General features: G+C 58.6%; 16 protein-coding genes and 1 tRNA gene. 16 read left to right on the top strand and 1 reads right to left on the bottom strand.

Annotated features, from left to right (window positions below; all coding sequences use genetic code 11):
* Positions 1–188 precede the first annotated feature (188 nt).
* From argS to H559_RS0105625, 16 genes are all read left to right on the top strand, one after another.
* Positions 189–1,907, top strand: coding sequence for an arginine--tRNA ligase (argS, locus tag H559_RS0105700; RefSeq protein ID WP_028451908.1), 1,719 nt, complete (start codon positions 189–191; stop codon positions 1,905–1,907).
* Positions 1,908–2,216: 309 nt separating this feature from the next.
* A complete protein-coding gene (locus H559_RS0105695) occupies positions 2,217–2,582 on the top strand; it encodes a response regulator (RefSeq protein ID WP_028451907.1) in 366 nt (121 codons plus the stop codon).
* 22 nt (positions 2,583–2,604) lie between these two features.
* Positions 2,605–4,827, top strand: a complete 2,223-nt coding sequence (locus H559_RS0105690) for a chemotaxis protein CheW (protein ID WP_245579337.1) — start codon at positions 2,605–2,607, stop codon at positions 4,825–4,827.
* A 24-nt stretch (positions 4,828–4,851) separates the two neighbouring features.
* A complete protein-coding gene (locus tag H559_RS0105685; RefSeq protein ID WP_028451905.1) occupies positions 4,852–5,325 on the top strand; it encodes a chemotaxis protein CheW in 474 nt (157 codons plus the stop codon).
* A 63-nt stretch (positions 5,326–5,388) separates the two neighbouring features.
* Positions 5,389–6,285, top strand: coding sequence for a CheR family methyltransferase (locus H559_RS0105680; protein ID WP_051278973.1), 897 nt, complete (start codon positions 5,389–5,391; stop codon positions 6,283–6,285).
* The gene (cheD, locus tag H559_RS0105675; protein WP_028451903.1) at positions 6,285–6,896 is read left to right on the top strand and encodes a chemoreceptor glutamine deamidase CheD; all 612 of its coding nucleotides are present in this window, start codon (positions 6,285–6,287) and stop codon (positions 6,894–6,896) included. The genes H559_RS0105680 and cheD overlap by 1 nt, the downstream gene beginning before the upstream one ends.
* 15 nt (positions 6,897–6,911) lie before the next feature.
* A complete protein-coding gene (locus H559_RS0105670; protein WP_028451902.1) occupies positions 6,912–7,997 on the top strand; it encodes a protein-glutamate methylesterase/protein-glutamine glutaminase in 1,086 nt (361 codons plus the stop codon).
* Positions 7,998–8,092: 95 nt separating this feature from the next.
* Positions 8,093–9,421, top strand: a complete 1,329-nt coding sequence (locus H559_RS0105665) for a sigma-54-dependent transcriptional regulator (protein ID WP_028451901.1) — start codon at positions 8,093–8,095, stop codon at positions 9,419–9,421.
* A 74-nt stretch (positions 9,422–9,495) separates the two neighbouring features.
* Positions 9,496–9,819, top strand: a complete 324-nt coding sequence (fliE, locus tag H559_RS0105660) for a flagellar hook-basal body complex protein FliE (protein WP_028451900.1) — start codon at positions 9,496–9,498, stop codon at positions 9,817–9,819.
* Positions 9,820–9,845: 26 nt separating this feature from the next.
* On the top strand, positions 9,846–11,573 hold the full coding sequence (gene fliF, locus H559_RS0105655; RefSeq protein WP_051278972.1) for a flagellar basal-body MS-ring/collar protein FliF: 1,728 nt from the start codon (positions 9,846–9,848) through the stop codon (positions 11,571–11,573).
* A 14-nt stretch (positions 11,574–11,587) separates the two neighbouring features.
* Entirely contained in the window at positions 11,588–12,595 is a 1,008-nt protein-coding gene (gene fliG / locus H559_RS0105650; RefSeq protein WP_245579336.1) for a flagellar motor switch protein FliG, read from the top strand.
* A gap of 3 nt (positions 12,596–12,598) precedes the next feature.
* Positions 12,599–13,447 (top strand): flagellar assembly protein FliH, encoded by an 849-nt coding sequence (locus tag H559_RS21500; RefSeq protein WP_051278971.1) that lies wholly within the window; start codon positions 12,599–12,601, stop codon positions 13,445–13,447.
* 55 nt (positions 13,448–13,502) lie between these two features.
* Entirely contained in the window at positions 13,503–14,840 is a 1,338-nt protein-coding gene (gene fliI / locus H559_RS0105640; protein ID WP_155845310.1) for a flagellar protein export ATPase FliI, read from the top strand.
* A gap of 4 nt (positions 14,841–14,844) precedes the next feature.
* Positions 14,845–15,273, top strand: a complete 429-nt coding sequence (fliJ, locus tag H559_RS0105635) for a flagellar export protein FliJ (protein ID WP_028451896.1) — start codon at positions 14,845–14,847, stop codon at positions 15,271–15,273.
* A gap of 113 nt (positions 15,274–15,386) precedes the next feature.
* Positions 15,387–15,461, top strand: a tRNA-Arg gene (locus H559_RS0105630).
* A 235-nt stretch (positions 15,462–15,696) separates the two neighbouring features.
* The gene (locus tag H559_RS0105625) at positions 15,697–16,635 is read left to right on the top strand and encodes a tyrosine-type recombinase/integrase (protein ID WP_245579335.1); all 939 of its coding nucleotides are present in this window, start codon (positions 15,697–15,699) and stop codon (positions 16,633–16,635) included.
* 76 nt (positions 16,636–16,711) lie between these two features.
* On the opposite strand, the gene H559_RS0105620 is transcribed toward H559_RS0105625, so the two are convergent.
* Positions 16,712–17,632 carry a DNA cytosine methyltransferase gene (locus H559_RS0105620; protein WP_028451894.1) on the bottom strand — a complete coding sequence of 307 codons (921 nt, stop codon included), beginning with the start codon at positions 17,630–17,632 and terminating at the stop codon, positions 16,712–16,714.
* Between the last annotated feature and the right edge of the window lie 164 nt (positions 17,633–17,796).

Below are 17,796 nucleotides of genomic sequence, written 5' to 3'. Positions count from 1 at the left end.
CTTGGAAGGGTGGGGTGGCAGGTATCGGATTTAATACGGGTGTTTGTGCCTGTTTCCGGGCAAATGACTCCGACTGGGCGGCAACCTGGTGGCGCTTGTTATCCAGGCGCCTTTTCCAGAAAGCGGTGGCAGCGGGTACAATGCCGTTTTTATTGCCAATCGTTCCCGATCCGGGACGCAAAGAACGCATGACCATTCAGCAACTGATTTCCTCGCGCGTGCAGGCCGCACTCGCCGCAGCCGGTGCGCCTGATGCGCCGGCAGTCGTTCAGCCCTCCGGCAAGCCGGAGTTCGGCGATTTCCAGGCCAATGGCGTGATGGGCGCAGCCAAGGCGCTCAAGACCAATCCGCGTGCCCTTGCGCAGACCGTTGTCGATAAGCTGGATCTCGCCGGCATCGCCGAGAAAATCGAGATCGCCGGCCCCGGTTTCATCAATATCCATCTTGCGCCGGAGTTTCTGGCTCAGCGCTTGCAGGCCGCGCTCGCCGATGATGCACTGGGCATCCGCAAGCCGGCGGCTCAGAAGGTAATGGTCGAGTATTCCTCGCCGAATCTGGCCAAGGAGATGCACGTTGGCCACCTGCGTTCGACCATCATCGGTGATGCCATTGCCCGCGTACTGGCCTTCATCGGCCATGATGTGACGCGCTGCAACCATGTGGGTGACTGGGGTACCCAGTTCGGCATGCTGGTGGCTTATCTGGTGGAAACACGCCAGAGCGGCGATGCTGAGCTGGAACTGGCCGATCTGGAGAATTTCTATCGCAAGTCGAAAATCCGCTTCGACGAAGATCCGCTCTTTGCCGATACCGCGCGCCAGTATGTCGTCAAGCTGCAAGGCGGCGATCCGGACGTACTGGCGCTGTGGGCGCAGTTTGTCGATGTATCGATGCACCATTGCCAGGCCGTGTACGACAAGCTGGGGGTTGGCCTTGACCGCACGGCCGTGCGGGGCGAGTCGGCCTACAATGCCGATCTGCCGGTGGTCGTCAGCGACCTGCGCGCGGCAGGACTTCTGGTGGAAGACCAGGGGGCGCAAGTGGTTTTCCTGCCGGAATTCAAGAATCCGGAAGGCGAGCCGCAGGCGATGATCATCCAGAAAAAGGATGGCGGCTACCTGTATGCCACCACTGATCTGGCCGCGATCCGCTATCGCCATCGTCAGCTTGGACTCACGCGCGTGGTGTATGTGGTCGATGCGCGGCAGAGCCTGCATTTCCAGCAATTGTTCACGCTGAGCCGCAAGGCCGGTTTTGCGCCGGCCGACATGCAGCTCGAGCATGTCGCGTTTGGCACGATGATGGGCGAGGACGGCAAGCCCTTCAAAACCCGCTCCGGTGATACTGTGAAGCTGGTCGAGTTGCTGGACGAGGCAATCGAGCGGGCGTATGCGCTGGTAAGCGAGAAAAATAGTGGGTTGCCGGAAGATACACGTCGCGGTATTGCCAAAGCGGTCGGGATTGGCGCGGTCAAATATGCCGACCTGTCGAAAAACCGCACCAGCGATTACATCTTCAACTGGGATACGATGCTTTCTTTCGAAGGTAATACCGCACCGTACCTGCAATACGCCTATACCCGCGTGCAGAGCGTTTTCCGCAAGGCGGGAGAGTTTGATCGCTGCGCAGCCATCATGATTGCCGAGCCGGCCGAGAAGCAGTTGGCCTTGCTGCTGGCCCAGTTTGACGAAGTGATCGAATCGGTTGCCGCTACCTGCCAGCCTCATCAGCTGTGCGGCTATCTGTTCAATCTTGCCCAGCAGTTCTCGCGCTTCTACGAAGCCTGCCCGATTCTTGCTGCCGAAGGTGATGTGCGGGTCAGTCGCCTGCAACTTGCCGCGCTGACTGCCCGGACTCTGAAAGCGGGGTTGTCATTGCTGGGAATTGACGTGCTGGATGAGATGTAACCCTGAACAGTACTTTCAGGGCTTGTTGGAAAGCAAAACACCGCCATTTGGCGGTGTTTTGCTTTCTGTAAGCTTATGTTGACTTGTTGTTGTTTGCCGGTTTTGGGAAAGAGAGTGCTTGGTAAGCGTCATCTGATCGGCTATACCGTAGAGCAAAGCACTCTGCCTGTGAGCCAGAGTTGCCGGAAAGCTGCGGCGGGACTCCCTTGCCGCTGCAAACGGCATATCCGGCGTTCTGCAGGCCGCAGACGGGGCCGTGATTCGTCCGGCTTCAGGAGGGCGCGGGCGCCCGGAACCAAGGAGAATGCAATGGCCAAGCGAATACTGACCGTGGATGATTCCGCCTCGATCCGCCAGATGGTGGCGTTTGCCCTGAAAAGCGCGGGCTATGAAGTTACCGAGGCTGTTGACGGGAACGCTGGCCTGACCCAGGCACGCAGCCAGGCCTTTGATCTGGTGTTGACCGATCAGAACATGCCCGGAATGGATGGTTTGACGCTGATCCGCAATTTGCGTGCGCTGCCGCAGTATGAAAAGACCCCCATTCTGATGCTGACTACTGAAGCAGGAGACAGCATGAAGCAGCAGGGACGAGCGGTGGGCGCTACCGGCTGGCTGGTCAAGCCGTTTGACCCGCAGAAACTGCTGGAAGTAACGCGCAAGGTGATCGGTTGACCTGTCTGCCCTGAAGGGGGTGATGACCATGACGATAGACATGAGCCAGTTCATCGGCGTTTTTTTTGATGAGGCCGCCGAGCATCTGGCCAATATGGAAAGCTTGCTGCTGCAGCTTGATCTGGCTAGCCCGGACGATGAATCCCTGAACGCAATATTCCGTGCAGCGCACTCGATCAAGGGCGGAGCGGCGACCTTCGGATTTTCTGACCTGGCCGATGTCACCCACATTCTGGAAAACTTGCTCGACCGCTTGCGCAAGCACGAATTGCCGCTGCAGGCCGTGATGGTCGATGTCTTCCTTCAGGCTGGTGATGTTTTGCGCAGCATGCTTGATGCCCATCGCGGCTTTGGCGTTGTCGACGATACAGCCATTGCCGGCGTGACCGCCAGGCTTGAGCAGCTGGCTGCCGTGCACGATTCGGCTGCGCCTCCCGTTCATGAAGAGCCGCCAAAGGACAGGGCGGGAGATGGCCGGCTTACCGGCTGGCTGCATATTGGCGCAGATCCGCAGTGTGATACCCGCAATTTCCTCGATAGCCTGCAGGCGCATGGTCATGTTCATGAAGTGGATGAAGCAGCCCGGTCCGGCAGTGTGCGCTATCGCATGACATTGCGCGGGCCACTGGAGGATTTGCTGAGTGAGCTCGAGTTTGCCCTGGCGCCGGAAGCGATCCGCTGGGAAGCGCTGCCAGTGGGGGGCATGGCAGTAAAAGATGATGGTGCGCAGCCAGTCCGGCTGTCTCCTGCGCAGGATGATGACCCTGGGTACGGGTTTTTCGAGCCGCTGGCGCAGGATTCCGCTGAAGAAAATGCTGCATACGGTTTTTTCGAGCCACTGGACAAGGAATCGGATGACACGGCGGCACAGGGTTACGGCTTTTTTGTTCCTCCCGAATCGCTGCCTGTTGTGCCTGATGCCAGCAGCAGACCGGCAGATGAGCCGGTGCTTGCCAGCTCTTCGGCCCCGGACAGAGAGGTTGCTGTGTCCGAGTCTTCCGGGGGAGGCACGACAAGACCGGCGGTGCCGGGAAAAAGTGTTGCCGTGCATGAAACATCGATCCGGGTCGGTGTCGAGAAAGTTGACCAGCTGCTGAATTTGGTCGGCGAACTCGTCATCACGCAATCCATGCTGGCGCAGAATGTCGGTGTGCTTGATCCGGCTCTGTATGGCCACCTTATCAGCGGAGTACAGCAGCTTGAACGCAATACCCGCGAGTTGCAGGAATCGGTGATGTCGATCCGCATGATGCCGATTTCTTCGGTATTCAACCGTTTTCCGCGCCTGGTGCATGATCTTGCGGCCAAGCTCGACAAGAAAGTCGAGCTGCGCATGCTGGGTGAACAGACCGAACTGGATAAGGGATTCATCGAAAAGCTGGCCGACCCGCTGACCCATCTGGTACGCAACAGCCTGGATCACGGCATCGAAGCGCCCGAGGTTCGTCTTGCCGCCGGCAAGGCGGAAACCGGAACGCTGACCCTGAAGGCATTCCACCGCGGCGGCAGCATTGTGATCGAGGTTCGCGATGATGGTGCCGGCCTGCACCGGGAACGGATACTGGCAAAAGCCCGCGAGCGGGGAATGCCGGTATCCGATGCCATGACGGATGGCGAAGTCTGGCAGCTGATATTCGAAGCGGGTTTTTCCACCGCTGCCGAAGTGACGGATGTATCCGGGCGCGGTGTCGGCATGGATGTGGTGCGGCGCAATATCCAGGCTATGGGCGGACGTATCGAAATCGAATCCATGCAGGGAGTCGGTTCGACAATCAGCATCCGTTTGCCGCTCACCCTGGCGATTCTGGATGGCATGTCGATCCAGGTTGGTAGCGAAATCTACATCATTCCCCTGTCCTTCATCGTTGAGTCACTGCAGCCAGTCCGCGAAATGGTGAAAACCGTCACCGGACAGGGCAGAGTGATCAATGTGCGTGGCGAGTACCTGCCGGTTGTCGCGCTGCATGAGGTATTTCATGTCGAGCCTCGCATTGCCGAATTCCATCAGGGACTGATCATCATCGTCGAGGCTGACGGACAGAAAATCGCACTCTTTGTCGACGATCTGCTCGGGCAGCACCAGGTTGTGGTCAAAAACCTGGAAACCAATTATCGCCGGGTCGCGGGGGTTGCCGGGGCCACGATCATGGGAGATGGCAGGGTGGCGTTCATTTTGGATGTCTCTACCCTGGTACGCCTTGCCCAGAGCAAGCCGCAGCAGGTCCAGGAGCGGGAGCCTGCTTGAATCACAAGTTCGGAAGAGGTTGCTATGGAACAGATGCTGAATGGGGCTAATCAGGAATTGCTGGTGTTTACGCTGGGGGCCGAGGAATACGGAATCGATATTCTCAAGGTGCAGGAAATCCGTGGTTATGATGCAGTCACATCGATTGCCAATGCCCCGGCCTTCATCAAGGGGGTAATCAATCTGCGCGGGCATATCGTCCCGATTGTCGATATGCGCATCAAATTCAATCTCGGCAATGTGACTTACGATCAGTTTACCGTTGTCATCATTCTCAGTCTGGTCGGCAGGACGGTGGGGATTGTCGTTGACGGCGTATCCGATGTGGTTACCCTGACGCAGGAGCAGGTGCGCCCGGCGCCGGAATTTGGTGCTGCACTTGATACGAGTTTCATGCGTGGCCTGGGCTCGATCGAGGAGCGCATGATCATTTTGCTGGATATCGAGAAACTGATGACCAGCGAGGAAATGGCGCTGGTTGAAGAGGTTGCGGCCTGATCTGTCCCGTGCCTGTTGGCAAAACCGGGCGCAATCTGTGACGCGAGTCGTGCCGGAGGCTCCATGAACAGGCAGGATGCAGCGCATGCTTTGCAGGAGCAGGACGGCAATGCGGAAGAGGGGCGCGAATTTCACTACACCGCGAGGGATTTCTCTCGCGTGGTCAGGCTGATCCGTGAGCGTGCCGGCATCCGCCTGAATGCCAGCAAGGAACAGATGGTTTACAGCCGGCTGGTACGACGCGTGCGCAGCCTGGGTGAGGCCAGCTTCCAGTCCTATCTGGACAGGCTTGAGGCACAGCCTGACAGTCCTGAATGGCAGTTATTCATCAACGCACTAACTACCAATCTGACCGAATTTTTCCGTGAGGCACATCATTTCGACCTGCTGCGAGTGCATCTGCAACAGCATGCCGGAGCTGGCCGCTACCGGATCTGGTGCGCTGCATCTTCCACGGGAGAAGAGCCGTATAGCCTTGCAATGACCGTGCTGGAAGGGCTGCAGGGCAATACCTTCGATGTCGAAATTATTGCCTCTGATCTCGATACCCATGTTCTTGCTGTTGCCAGCGCTGCAATTTACCCGCTTGAGCGTCTGGACAAGCTGTCCTCCGAGCGCAAGCGGGCTTTCTTTTTGCGCGGCAAGGGCGAGCGCGCCGGCTTTGCCAGATTGAAAAGCGAGGTTCGCGAAATGGTTGATTTTCGCCAGATCAATTTGCAGCATGAGCACTGGCCTCTTGAGGGGCGCTTCGACGCCATTTTTTGTCGCAATGTCATGATCTATTTCGATCAGGCCGCGCAGCGCCGCATTCTGTTGCGCATTGCCGCGCTGCTCAAGCCGCATGGCTTGCTGTGTGTCGGTCACTCCGAAAGCCTGCATTTCATGGGGGATGTCTTCCGGCCCTGCGGCCGTACCGCATACGTGCCGTCCGAAGCTTTTATGCAAAAGGCGGCCTCGTGATGACTTCGGTGTTCGAAAATGTCCTCAGTCCGGCGGTGTATTTTGACCGCAATTTCGGTATCGAAGCGGCCAAGATCTTGCCGGGCGAATATTACACTACCAGCCGCGAAATGCTGATCGTTACTGTTCTGGGATCTTGCGTGGCGGCATGTCTGCGTGATCCGGTGACTCGCATTGGCGGCATGAATCATTTCATGCTGCCGGAAACCGATGAAAGCCTGGAGGCCATCACGGGTCTGCCGACGCGCTATGGCACATTTGCCATGGAAATGCTGATCAACCAGATGCTGAAAATGGGTGCCCAGCGCAGCCGCATCGAAGCCAAGATTTTTGGCGGCGGCAAGGTGCTGCATGGCTTTACCGTGTCCGATGTCGGGGCAAGGAATGCAGAATTTGTCAGGCATTTTCTCGAAGTCGAGAATATTCCGGTCGTGGCCGAGGATCTGCTCGATATTTACCCGCGCAAAGTGTATTTCTTTGCCCAGACCGGGCGGGTTTTGGTGAAAAAGCTGCGCTCGGTGCACAATAATACGATTATCGAGCGCGAAAGGGATTACAGTGCCCGCTTGCGTTACCAGGAGCCGGCTGGCGATGTCGAACTGTTCAGTTGAGAGGTGTTGTTCGTCATGAGCAAGGCAGGCATCCGTGTTGTGGTAGTCGATGATTCCGCGCTGATTCGCGGCCTGCTGCGCGAGATCATTGATGGTGCTGCTGATATGTCCTGTGTCGCGGTGGCGCCGGACCCCCTTGTTGCCCGTGAGCGCATTCGGGAGCTGAATCCCGATGTGATTACACTGGATGTGGAAATGCCGAAAATGGACGGGCTAGAGTTTCTGTCCCGTCTCATGAGGCTCAAGCCCACGCCGGTGGTGATGGTATCTTCGCTGACCGAACGGGGGACGGAAATCGCCTTGCGGGCACTGGAGCTCGGGGCCGTCGAGATCGTGGCCAAACCAAAAATGGATATCGTGAATGGAATGAATGGTTACGCTGACGAAATCCGGGAGAAAATCCGGGCCGCTGCACAGTCAACTGTTGGGAAAACGCCGATGATTTCGGTGCCGCCCAGTCACAGTGCGGATGCCGTGCTGCCCAAGCATTCGCGTCCGCTGCTTAAATCCGAAAAGCTGATCATTGTGGGGGCTTCAACAGGTGGGACGGAGGCATTGAAGGAATTTTTGCAGCCGATGCCGGCTGATGCCCCGGGCATTCTGATTGCCCAGCACATGCCGGAAATGTTTACCCGCTCTTTTGCGGCAAGGCTGGATTCCCTCTGCCGGATTACGGTCAAGGAGGCCGAGCATGGCGAGCGGGTGTTGCCTGGTCACGCCTATATCGCTCCAGGGCATTCACATCTGTTGCTGGGGGTGTCAGGGGCCAATTATGTGTGCGAGCTTTCGCAGGCACCACCGGTAAACCGGCATCGCCCTTCGGTTGATGTATTATTCCGCTCCGCTGCGAATGTGGCGGGTCGCAATGCGGTGGGAGTGATTCTCACCGGTATGGGCAGGGATGGAGCGCAGGGCATGCTGGAAATGAAGCAGGCGGGTGCCTACAACTTTGCCCAGGATGAGTCGAGCTGTGTGGTATTCGGTATGCCCAAAGAGGCTATTGCAGCGGGTGGTGTTGATGAAATACTGCCGCTGCGCGAAATTGCCCCGCGCCTGTTGAGCTGGCTGCATACCAAGGGTGGCCGGGCTACGCGCATCTAGCGGAGTGCTGGAAATGCGGTACAACCGCTTCTCGGGGGAAGGCAATTCAGGGCTCTCCCGGAGCGGAATGATCAATCAATTTGAACGGTGTACTTATGTATTTACCCATCCTGGTTGTGGAGGATGACGATGCCCTGCGTGAAGCGCTGGTCGATACGCTTGAGCTGGGCGGTTATCAGGTGCTTGCTGCCGAGGATGGGACGCGCGCGCTGGCCTTGCTGGCGTGCGAACGGGTCGGTTTGGTTCTCTCCGACGTACAGATGAAGCCGATGGATGGCGAGACCCTGCTCGCAGAGGTCAAGCAGCATTATCCATGGCTACCCTTTATTCTGATGACCGCATTCGGTGTTGTGGAGAAGGCCGTTGCAGCCTTGCACGCCGGTGCCTGTCATTACCTTCCCAAGCCCTTCGAGCCGGCCCGATTGCTGGCCGATGTGGAAAAGTACATCCTGCATGCCAGTGCAGAGTCCGAATTGATCGCGACTGATCCGCAGATGTGCCTGTTGCTGGAAATGGCTCAGCGTGTCGCCGCGACGGATGCGTCCGTGCTGATTACCGGTGAATCGGGTACAGGGAAGGAGGTTCTGGCGCGCTATATTCATGGCCACAGTCCTCGTTCTGACAAACCGTTTGTGGCGATCAATTGTGCGGCCATTCCGGAGCAGTTGCTGGAGTCGACCCTGTTCGGGCATGAGAAGGGCGCGTTTACCGGCGCCACCGGGCAGCATCAGGGCAAGTTCGAGCAGGCGCAAGGTGGAACCTTGCTGCTGGATGAAATTACCGAGATGCCGCTTGCTCTGCAGGCCAAGTTGCTGCGTGTTCTGCAGGAGCGCGAGCTTGAACGGGTGGGAGGAAACAAAAGCATCCGGCTAGATATCAGGGTTTTGTCGACATCGAACCGGGATCTGCAGGAAGAAGTTGCGGCTGGGCGGTTCCGTGAAGATCTGTTCTATCGGCTTAATGTGTTTCCCCTGCATCTGCCAGCACTGCGTGAACGCAAGGCGGATATCGTGCCGCTGGCACGTGCCTTGCTTGCCAAGCATGCAGCACGGCAGCAGCGGCGGCTACCCGTTCTGACTGTTAGTGCCGTGCAGAAGCTGGAAAATCATGATTGGCTGGGTAATATCCGAGAGCTGGATAATGTAATCCAGCGCGCGCTGATTCTTGCTCCCGGTGATGAGGTGCGTGCCGAAGAGATTTTTTTGCCGCAGGCGGCAAGAGTTGCCGCTCAGTCTGTTGTCCCCGAATCGCTTGCTGAGCCCGTGACTGACCTGAAAGAGATGGAAAAGCGCCATATTCTGGAGACGCTGAAGGCAGTTGGCGGTGTCAGAAAGCTGGCCGCCGAGCGCCTGAACATGAGCGAACGTACGCTCCGGCACAAGCTGGCCCAGTACCGCGAAGAGGATGGTACAGCCCCAGTTTGAGACATGGCGCAGGATTTGCTTGCTGCGTATTGCCAGCCCCCCTACAATTTTGCGCAGAAGGATAGGCAAACAAGATGAGTGTGCAAGGTATCGATCAGTTGCTGGGCGAATTGCGTTCGATGAGCGCATTGGCCTCGGGGCAATCTGCGACACCGGCAGCCGATGCAGCGGATCAGCCCGATTTTGGTTCAATGCTCAAGCAGTCGATTGACCAGGTCAGCCAGATGCAGCAAAGCGCCCAGGCCCAGCAGCAGGCATTCCAGTCCGGGGATGCAGAAACCAATCTGCAGGATGTGATGGTTTCACTGCAAAAAGCCAGTCTGAGTTTTCAGACGATGGTGCAGGTGCGTAACAAACTTGTCACTGCCTATCAGGAAATCATGAATATGCAGGTTTAACCTGCGGGCATTGACTTGGCTAGGGTATGGCAGAAGCAGGCACGGTAGCGCAGCGCACGATTATCGCAGGGCAAAGCATCAGCGGCTTTCAGCAACGCTTCGGTGAACTGTCATCTGCTCGCAAGATTCTGCTCATGGGGCTGGTCGCCGCCGTGATCGCAGCATTGATTGGCGGGCTGATCTGGTCAAAGGAGCCGTCTTACCGGGTGTTGTTTACCAACATTCCCGATAAGGAAGGTGGCGCAGTGGTGCAGTCACTGCAGCAAATGAACATCCCCTACAAGCTGGATGCGGGCGGAGCCATTTCCGTACCGGCCGACAAGATTTATGACGTCCGTCTCAAGCTGGCTGCCCAAGGCTTGCCGAAATCCGGCAATGTCGGCTTCGAGCTGCTCGACAACCAGAAATTCGGTGTTTCCCAGTTTACCGAGCAGGTCAATTACCAGCGCGCCATTGAGGGCGAGCTGGCCCGTTCCATCGAAACCGTTTCCGCTGTCGAAAAAGCCCGCGTTCATCTGGCAATTCCGAAGCAGTCCGTTTTCCTGCGAGATCAGCAGAAACCCACTGCATCCGTCATTCTGACCTTGCGTCCCGGTCGTACCCTGGATGGCGCCCAGGTAGCCGGTGTCGTTCATCTGGTTTCCAGCAGTGTCCCTGATCTGTTGGTCAAGAATGTCACCGTAGTCGACCAGGACGGCAATCTCCTGTCGAACAATAACCGCCTCAATCAGAGCAATCTTGACCAGAGCCAGCTGCAGTACGTGATGCAGATCGAGCGTGGCTATGTCGAGCGTGTGCAGGCCATTCTGGCGCCGCTGGTCGGCAAGGATAATGTCCGCGCAGAGATTACCGCGCAGGTCGATTTTGCCGAGGTCGAGCAGACCTCCGAGACCTTCAAGCCCAATTCGCCGCCCAATGCCGCGTCAATTCGCAGCCAGCAGACACTCGACCAGCAGGCTCGTTCGCCGGATGGTGCGGCAATGGGGGTGCCGGGCGCTCTGTCCAATCAGCCGCCGGGTGCTGCAACCGCGCCGATTACCGCGCCCGTTGCTTCTGGAGCCACCGGTGCCAGTGGCAGCGAAAGTGCCGGCAATTCCCGGCGTGAAGCAACGATCAATTACGAGGTCGACAAGACCATCCAGCATGTCAAGCAGCCTGTTGGCACGGTGAAACGTCTCTCAGCTGCCGTTGTGCTCAACTTCAAGCCGGGCAAGGACAAGGATGGCAAGGCCAGCTATGTGCCGTTCAGTGCCCAGGAAATGGCCCAGATCAACAATCTGGTGCGCGAAGCCATTGGCTACAACCAGGGGCGCGGTGATTCGGTGAATGTGGTCAATGCCGCCTTTGCGGATGCGGCTCCGCTGGAAGACCGGCCGGCTGTCGAAAAGGCGACCGACTATCTGCAGGCCAACTGGCCTACCGTGCTGAAGGTGCTATTGTTGGCCATCGCCGTTATCTATCTGCTGTTCTTTATCGTTCGTCCGCTGATGAAGGATATCGCCCGCGGCAGTGCCGACGGCAAATCGCTCCAGCTCGATCTGGGTGACGGGCTTGGAGCGCTTGGCGGGGAAGGTGAAAGCAGCGAGGCTGCGCGCAGTTCCGAAGAGGACCAGGCGCATCTGGCAGCCTTTGCCGATCTGATGCAGCAGGCCAAGGAACTGGCCAAGAATGATCCCCGCATGGTCGCAACCATCCTGCGCGAATGGATGAGCGATGAAGATGGCAAGAATGAAAATCCCAACAAGATTGGGTAAGGCAGGGTAATACAATGGCAGCCAGTCTGAATGAAGAAGGGGTGCGCAAGGGCGCGATCCTGCTGATGACGCTCGGTGAAGAAGCCGCAGTGGAAGTCTTCAAATTTCTTGGCCCCAAGGAAGTCCAGAAGCTGGGCTTCGCGATGGCCAACATGAATAACGTCAAGCGCGAAGAAGTGGATGTCGTACTGGGTGATTTTGTCGCCTCGACGCAGAACCGCGCGAACCTTGGCGCAGCCGATGAATACATCCGCTCGGTGCTGACCAAGGCGCTGGGTAGCGACAAGGCCGCCAACCTGCTGGACCGCATCCTGCAGGGCAATGACAACAACGGCATCGAGTCACTGAAGTGGATGGATTCAGCTGCCGTCGCTGAGTTGATCAAAAACGAGCACCCGCAGATCATTGCCACGATTCTGGTTCACCTCGAACCCGACCAGTCGTCCGAAATCCTGTCGAATTTTGTCGAGCGCCTGCGCAACGATGTGCTGCTGCGCATCGCCACGCTGGAAGGTGTACAGCCATCTGCGCTGCGCGAGCTCAATGACGTGCTGACCCAGCTCCTGTCCGGCTCGGACAAGATCAAGAAGAGCGCCATGGGTGGGGTGCACATGGCCGCCGACATCCTTAACTTCATGGGGGGCGTGGTCGAGGCCTCGGCGATTTCCAATATCCGCGAATACGACCCCGAGCTGGCACAGAAAATCCAGGACAAGATGTTCACCTTCGACAACATTCTGGATATCGACGATCGCGGCATCCAGCTGCTGTTGCGCGAGGTGCAGTCCGATGCGCTGATCATTGCCATGAAAGGCACCAGCCAGGCCTTGCGCGAAAAGATCTTCAAGAACATGTCATCACGGGCAGCAGAAATGCTGCGCGAAGATCTGGAGGCCAAGGGGCCGGTCAAGCTGTCCGAAGTCGAGGCCGAACAGAAGGAAATCCTCAAGATCGTGCGGCGGCTGGCCGACGAAGGCCAGATCGTGCTGGGTGGCAAGGGCGACGAAGGGCTGGTGGAATAAGCGATGTCATCCAATCCCCGTCGCGTGATTCCGCGCGAAGAGCTGTCCGGCTTCCAGCGCTGGCAATTTGGTTCGCTGCTGGATTCCCCGCCCGCACAGCCTGCTCCGGAGGTCGCGGAGTCTGTACCTGATGCTGTTGATACCGGTGCAGGTATTGAGGTTGAATCCATTTATCAGGAAGGGGTGCAGGGCTATACCCAGGAAGAAACTCCTTCCGGTGTGGTTGAGGCGCCGGCTTTGCCCTATCCGACGGCCGAAGAAATCGAAGCAATCCAGCAGCAGGCGCATGATGAAGGTTATCAGGCCGGACTGCAGGCTGGTCGCGAACAGGCTGTGGCCGAGGTGCAGCGCATGCAGGAGCTGGTAGCCCGCATGAGCGACTGGCTGACCGGCGCCGAGAGAGAGCTGGCTGAAGAAGTGCTCGATTTGTCGCTGACCATTGCCCGGCAGGTTGTACGCGATGAGCTGCATGCAGATCGTACCGTGCTGATGGCGGGTATCCGCGAGGTTCTGGCTGCGCTGCCTGCGGTGCGCTCGCCTGCGCGCATGCTGCTCAATCCCGATGATCTGGTGCTATTGCAATCCGATTTGCAGGTCGAGTTGCCGGAGGACGTCTGGCGTCTGGTTCCTGATCCTTCCTTGCCGGCTGGCGGCTGCAGGATCGAGACACCAGCATCGTCAGTCGATATTTCGCTGGCCACACGCTGGCAGAACCAGCTGGCCGTTTTGCGTCGCGATGATGTGCCGGCATTGGCCTGGGAATCCACCGCGGCCGTGCCGGCGGATAGTGATAAACGTGCCGTGAGCGCGACTGCAATGCCTCCGGTCAGCGCTGAGTTCGACAGTGAGTGAAGCTCTCGGGTTCTGCCGGCAATACCTCCGGGATTGCGCGGCAGCATCATCGTGGATGCGCCCCTGGACACCACAAGGGCGTCTGACCCGCGTTTCAGGCCTGGTACTGGAGGCCGTTGGCCTGCGCCTGCCGATCGGCACTTCCTGCGATGTGATCACGCCGGGCGGCCATCCCGTCGAGGCTGTCGTGGTCGGTTTTCAGGAAGACCGCCTGTTTCTGATGCCGATTGCCGAGTTGTACGGTGTCGAGCCCGGTGCGCGCGTGCTGCCGCATGAAGACATTGCAGCCCGCCAGCCGGATTATGGTGTCGCACGTGCAGTGCAGCGGCGCCTCGAAGACCATGGCCGGCAGATGCCGGTAGGCTGGGGGCTGCTGGGCCGGATTCTTGATGGCCTGGGACGTCCGCTGGACGGCAAGGGCAAACTGGAGTCGGATGCCTGGCAACCATTGTTTGCCCGCGCATACAATCCGATGGATCGTGAACCAGTACGCTATGTGATGGATGTGGGGGTTCGTGCCATCAACGCCATGCTGACCGTTGGGCGCGGGCAGCGGCTGGGCCTCTTTGCTGGCTCGGGGGTCGGCAAGTCGGTGTTGCTGGGGATGATGGCCCGGTTTACCACGGCCGATGTGGTGGTCGTCGGCCTGATCGGCGAGCGTGGCCGCGAAGTGAAGGATTTCATCGAGAACATTCTTGGCGAAGAGGGGTTGCAGCGCTCGGTGGTGATTGCCGCTCCCGCTGATACGCCGCCGCTGTTGCGCCTGTATGGCGCGGCCTACGCGACCGCAGTTGCCGAATATTTCCGCAATCAGGGTCAGCATGTGCTGCTGATCATGGACTCGCTTACACGTTACGCCATGGCGCAGCGTGAGATCGCTCTGGCGGTTGGCGAGCCGCCTGCGACCAAAGGCTATCCGGCCTCCGTGTTTGCGCGACTACCTCAACTCGTCGAGCGGGCCGGCAATGGTCGCGAGGGCAGCGGCTCGATTACCGCGTTCTATACCGTCCTTTCGGAAGGTGACGACCAGCAGGACCCGATTGCCGATAATGCCCGGGCGATTCTGGATGGCCACTTCGTACTCAGCCGGCAGCTGGCCGAATCGGGGCACTATCCGGCGATTGACATCGAGGCATCCATTTCGCGCGTGATGCACGACATCATTGCTCCGGAAGAATTCGAGCTGGTGCGGCGCTTCAAATACCTTTACTCGCGCTATCAGCGTAGCCGCGACCTGATCAGCGTTGGAGCCTATGTGCCCGGCTCGGATCCGGTGCTGGATGATGCCATCCGCCGGCATCCGTCCTTCGAGCAGTTTTTGCAGCAATCAATCAACGAACGTGAAGACTATGCCGGGGCTAGAATGAAGCTTTCCCAGCTCTTCATGATGTGAGGCAATGGCCCAGTTCCGTTTTGCTTTTCTGCTGCAACTCGCGCGTGACGAGCGCGAAGATGCTGCTCGCGCCATGCAGGAAGCACAGGCCCGCTGGCTGACTGCCCAGGGCAAGCTGGACCAGCTAGAAGGCTACCGGACCGAATACCGTTCGCGCCTTACTGGCCAGACCGGTGGCGGCATGACGGTTGCGCAGTGGCGTGATTACCAGCTGTTTCTTGCCAAGCTGGACGTGGCCTGCCAGCAGCAGCGGGAAGAAATCGCCCGCTTGCAGCAGCGTTACGACGATTTGCGTCTGGTCTGGCTGGAGAAAGAGCGCAAGGTCAAGGCATTTGAAGCGCTTGAGCAGCGGCACCACCAGAACGAGCAACTGAAGGAAAATCGTCGCGAGCAAAAAATGCTGGATGATTTCAATAGCCGCAGAAGTCGTTAGCAGGCTGAAATCCGTAATGTCTGCATTATTCGGGTGCTGCTTGGCAAGCTGGCTGCCCAAAGCGACCGGCTTTTGATAGAATGCGCTCGCCCGGCACATGCCGCGCAGGCAAGGCCCCTATAGTTAAATGGATATAATAAGCCCCTCCTAAGGGCTAGTTGCAGGTTCGATTCCTGCTGGGGGTGCCATCGATAGTTTTTACGGTAGCGCACAAACCGCCGCAAACCCAATCAAATCAAGGGTTACGGCGGTTTTTTGTTGCCTGCGTTCCTGTGCGATTTTTCGCAAGTTTTAGCAATTTTCTGTTGTCGAGTGTCCATGTTTTGTCCATGATTTGTCCATGGCAGATTAAGGGTATTGGGCGTGGCGACATTCACGAAACTCGCAAGCGGTTCATGGCAGGCAAAGGTGCGCAAGGCGGGAGTGTCTCGTTCTTGCACATGCAAAACCAAGGCGCAGGCACAGGCGTGGGCGGCGGAGGTCGAGGCGCAGATTGCCAGCGGGAAAGTGGCGGGCCTGTCGAATAAAACATTCGGTGATCTGCTGCAGCGCTATGCCAATGAGGTGAGCCCGACCAAGCGCTCTGATCGTTTTGAGCAATACCGCATCGAATCCTTTTGTGAGGATGAGATCGCCCAGGTGCAGCTGGCCAGCCTCGGGCCAGAGCATTTCGCGGCATGGCGTGATCGCCGGCTGAAGAGTGTTTCCGGATCCACGGTGATGCGCGAATGGCGAATACTCAGCCACGCCTGTACCGTCGCCGCGCGTGAATGGCGCTGGTTGCCGGAAAACCCGCTGTTGCGAGTCAGCAAGCCAAAGGAAGCGCCGCCCCGGCAGCGGCGCGTACACCCGGAAGAAATTGACCGTTTGCTGCTGGCGCTCGGCTATCTGGAAGGCGTACCGCCACAGACGGGCAGGGCGCGGGTGGGGGCGGCGCTGCTGTTTGCCATTGAAACCGCAATGCGGGCAGGTGAGATTTGCGCGATGTGCTGGCAGCACGTCGATCTTGCGCGCGGGCTGGTGCACATCCCGGTAACCAAAAACGGGCATCCGCGTGATGTTCCCTTATCCTCGCGCGCCCGGGCGCTGCTGGAGGTGTTGGGTGTGGTGCGTAACCCTGACGATGAGCGGGTTTTCCAGCTCAAGGTGGGGGTGCTGGACGCCGAATTCCGCAAGGCGCGTGATCGGGCGATGGTGCAGGATCTGCATTTTCACGACACCCGCCGTGAGGCGCTGACCAGGCTGGCGCAGAAAGTGGATGTGATGACGCTGGCCAAGATAAGCGGCCACCGCGATCTGCGCATTCTGCAGAATGTCTATTACGCGCCGGACATGGCGCACGTGGTGGCGAGGCTGGATTGAAGAAAGCCCGCTGCTGCGGGCTGGTGTTCAAAACAGAGCGAGCTGCGCGGGCAGTTGTCCGGTATTTCCGGATAACTCAGGCTGCCCATCGCATCGCTTCGATCACATCACGCGCAACGGGCGGGCATACGGCATTGCCCAGCATGTGCACGGCCAGCCGGTGCTGCGCTGGTAGCTGGTAATCGTCCGGAAATCCCATTGCTGCGCGGCATTCGTTGGCAGCCAGCATGCGCATGCGGTCGCCGTGGATGATTGCCCAGCGATCCCGGGTGGTGATCGTGCCGATGGGGCGGTGAATGCCGCGACCTGTCAGTCCAGATCCTGATCCGAAATACGGAGCAAGGAAGGTGTCGCCGTGCTGGCGGCGGCCATTGGCGATGCGTTCAAGTGTGGCCTTGGCCCGGCCTGGCTTATCAATGGGCGACCAGTTTCCAGCGTTCAGGTCGATAAAGCTGCTGGCCGGAACATGCTCACGGCGCGGCAGGTTCAGCAGCAGGGGGTGTTTCGCCCGGGCGGCGACGATGAAAAGCCGCTGCCGGTGCTGCGGAACGCCATGATCAGCGGCGTCCACGATATGCGGACTCAGACAGTAGCCGAGCGCTTCCATCGCCATACGCCATGCCGGGTAGAGCGACCATTGCACAAATTCCGGTACGTTTTCGATCACGGCAAAGGCTGGCCGGTGATACTCGGCGGCGCTGACAACAGCCCATGCGGTGCTGCGGCTGTTGTCGTGCTGCGGGTTTCCGTTGGCCTTGCCGCGTGCCTTGCTGTGGCCCTGGCAGCAGGGCGAGGCGAGCAGCAGATCATGCACCGGTACACGCTGCCAGTCGGCCTGATGCAAATCCTGGCAGACGTGCGCAGCCTCGGGATGGTTTGCGGCGTGGACTTCGACGGCAGACTGCCAGTGATTGGCCGCCCACACGACTTGCACGCCAGCCATGCGTGCGCCGGTTGAAAATCCGCCGGCACCGGCGAATAGGTCGATTGCTTTCATGGATGCTCCGGGCGTAGAAATCCCCGCATCAGCGGGGCTTTGGTGGGTAAGCAATGAATTTCGTACATCGGACTACCTTCGTTCCGTCCTTGTCGGTTTTCATCACCGGCATGGTGTGGAATGGGAGTCCGCTGCAGTTTTGGAGCAGGGCGGTTACGCAGCCT

The organism is Chitinilyticum aquatile DSM 21506 (assembly GCF_000430805.1).
Lineage (GTDB): Bacteria > Pseudomonadota > Gammaproteobacteria > Burkholderiales > Chitinibacteraceae > Chitinilyticum > Chitinilyticum aquatile.
Note: the sequence above shows the minus strand (reverse complement) of the source record. Positions and strands in the feature narration are given on the sequence as shown.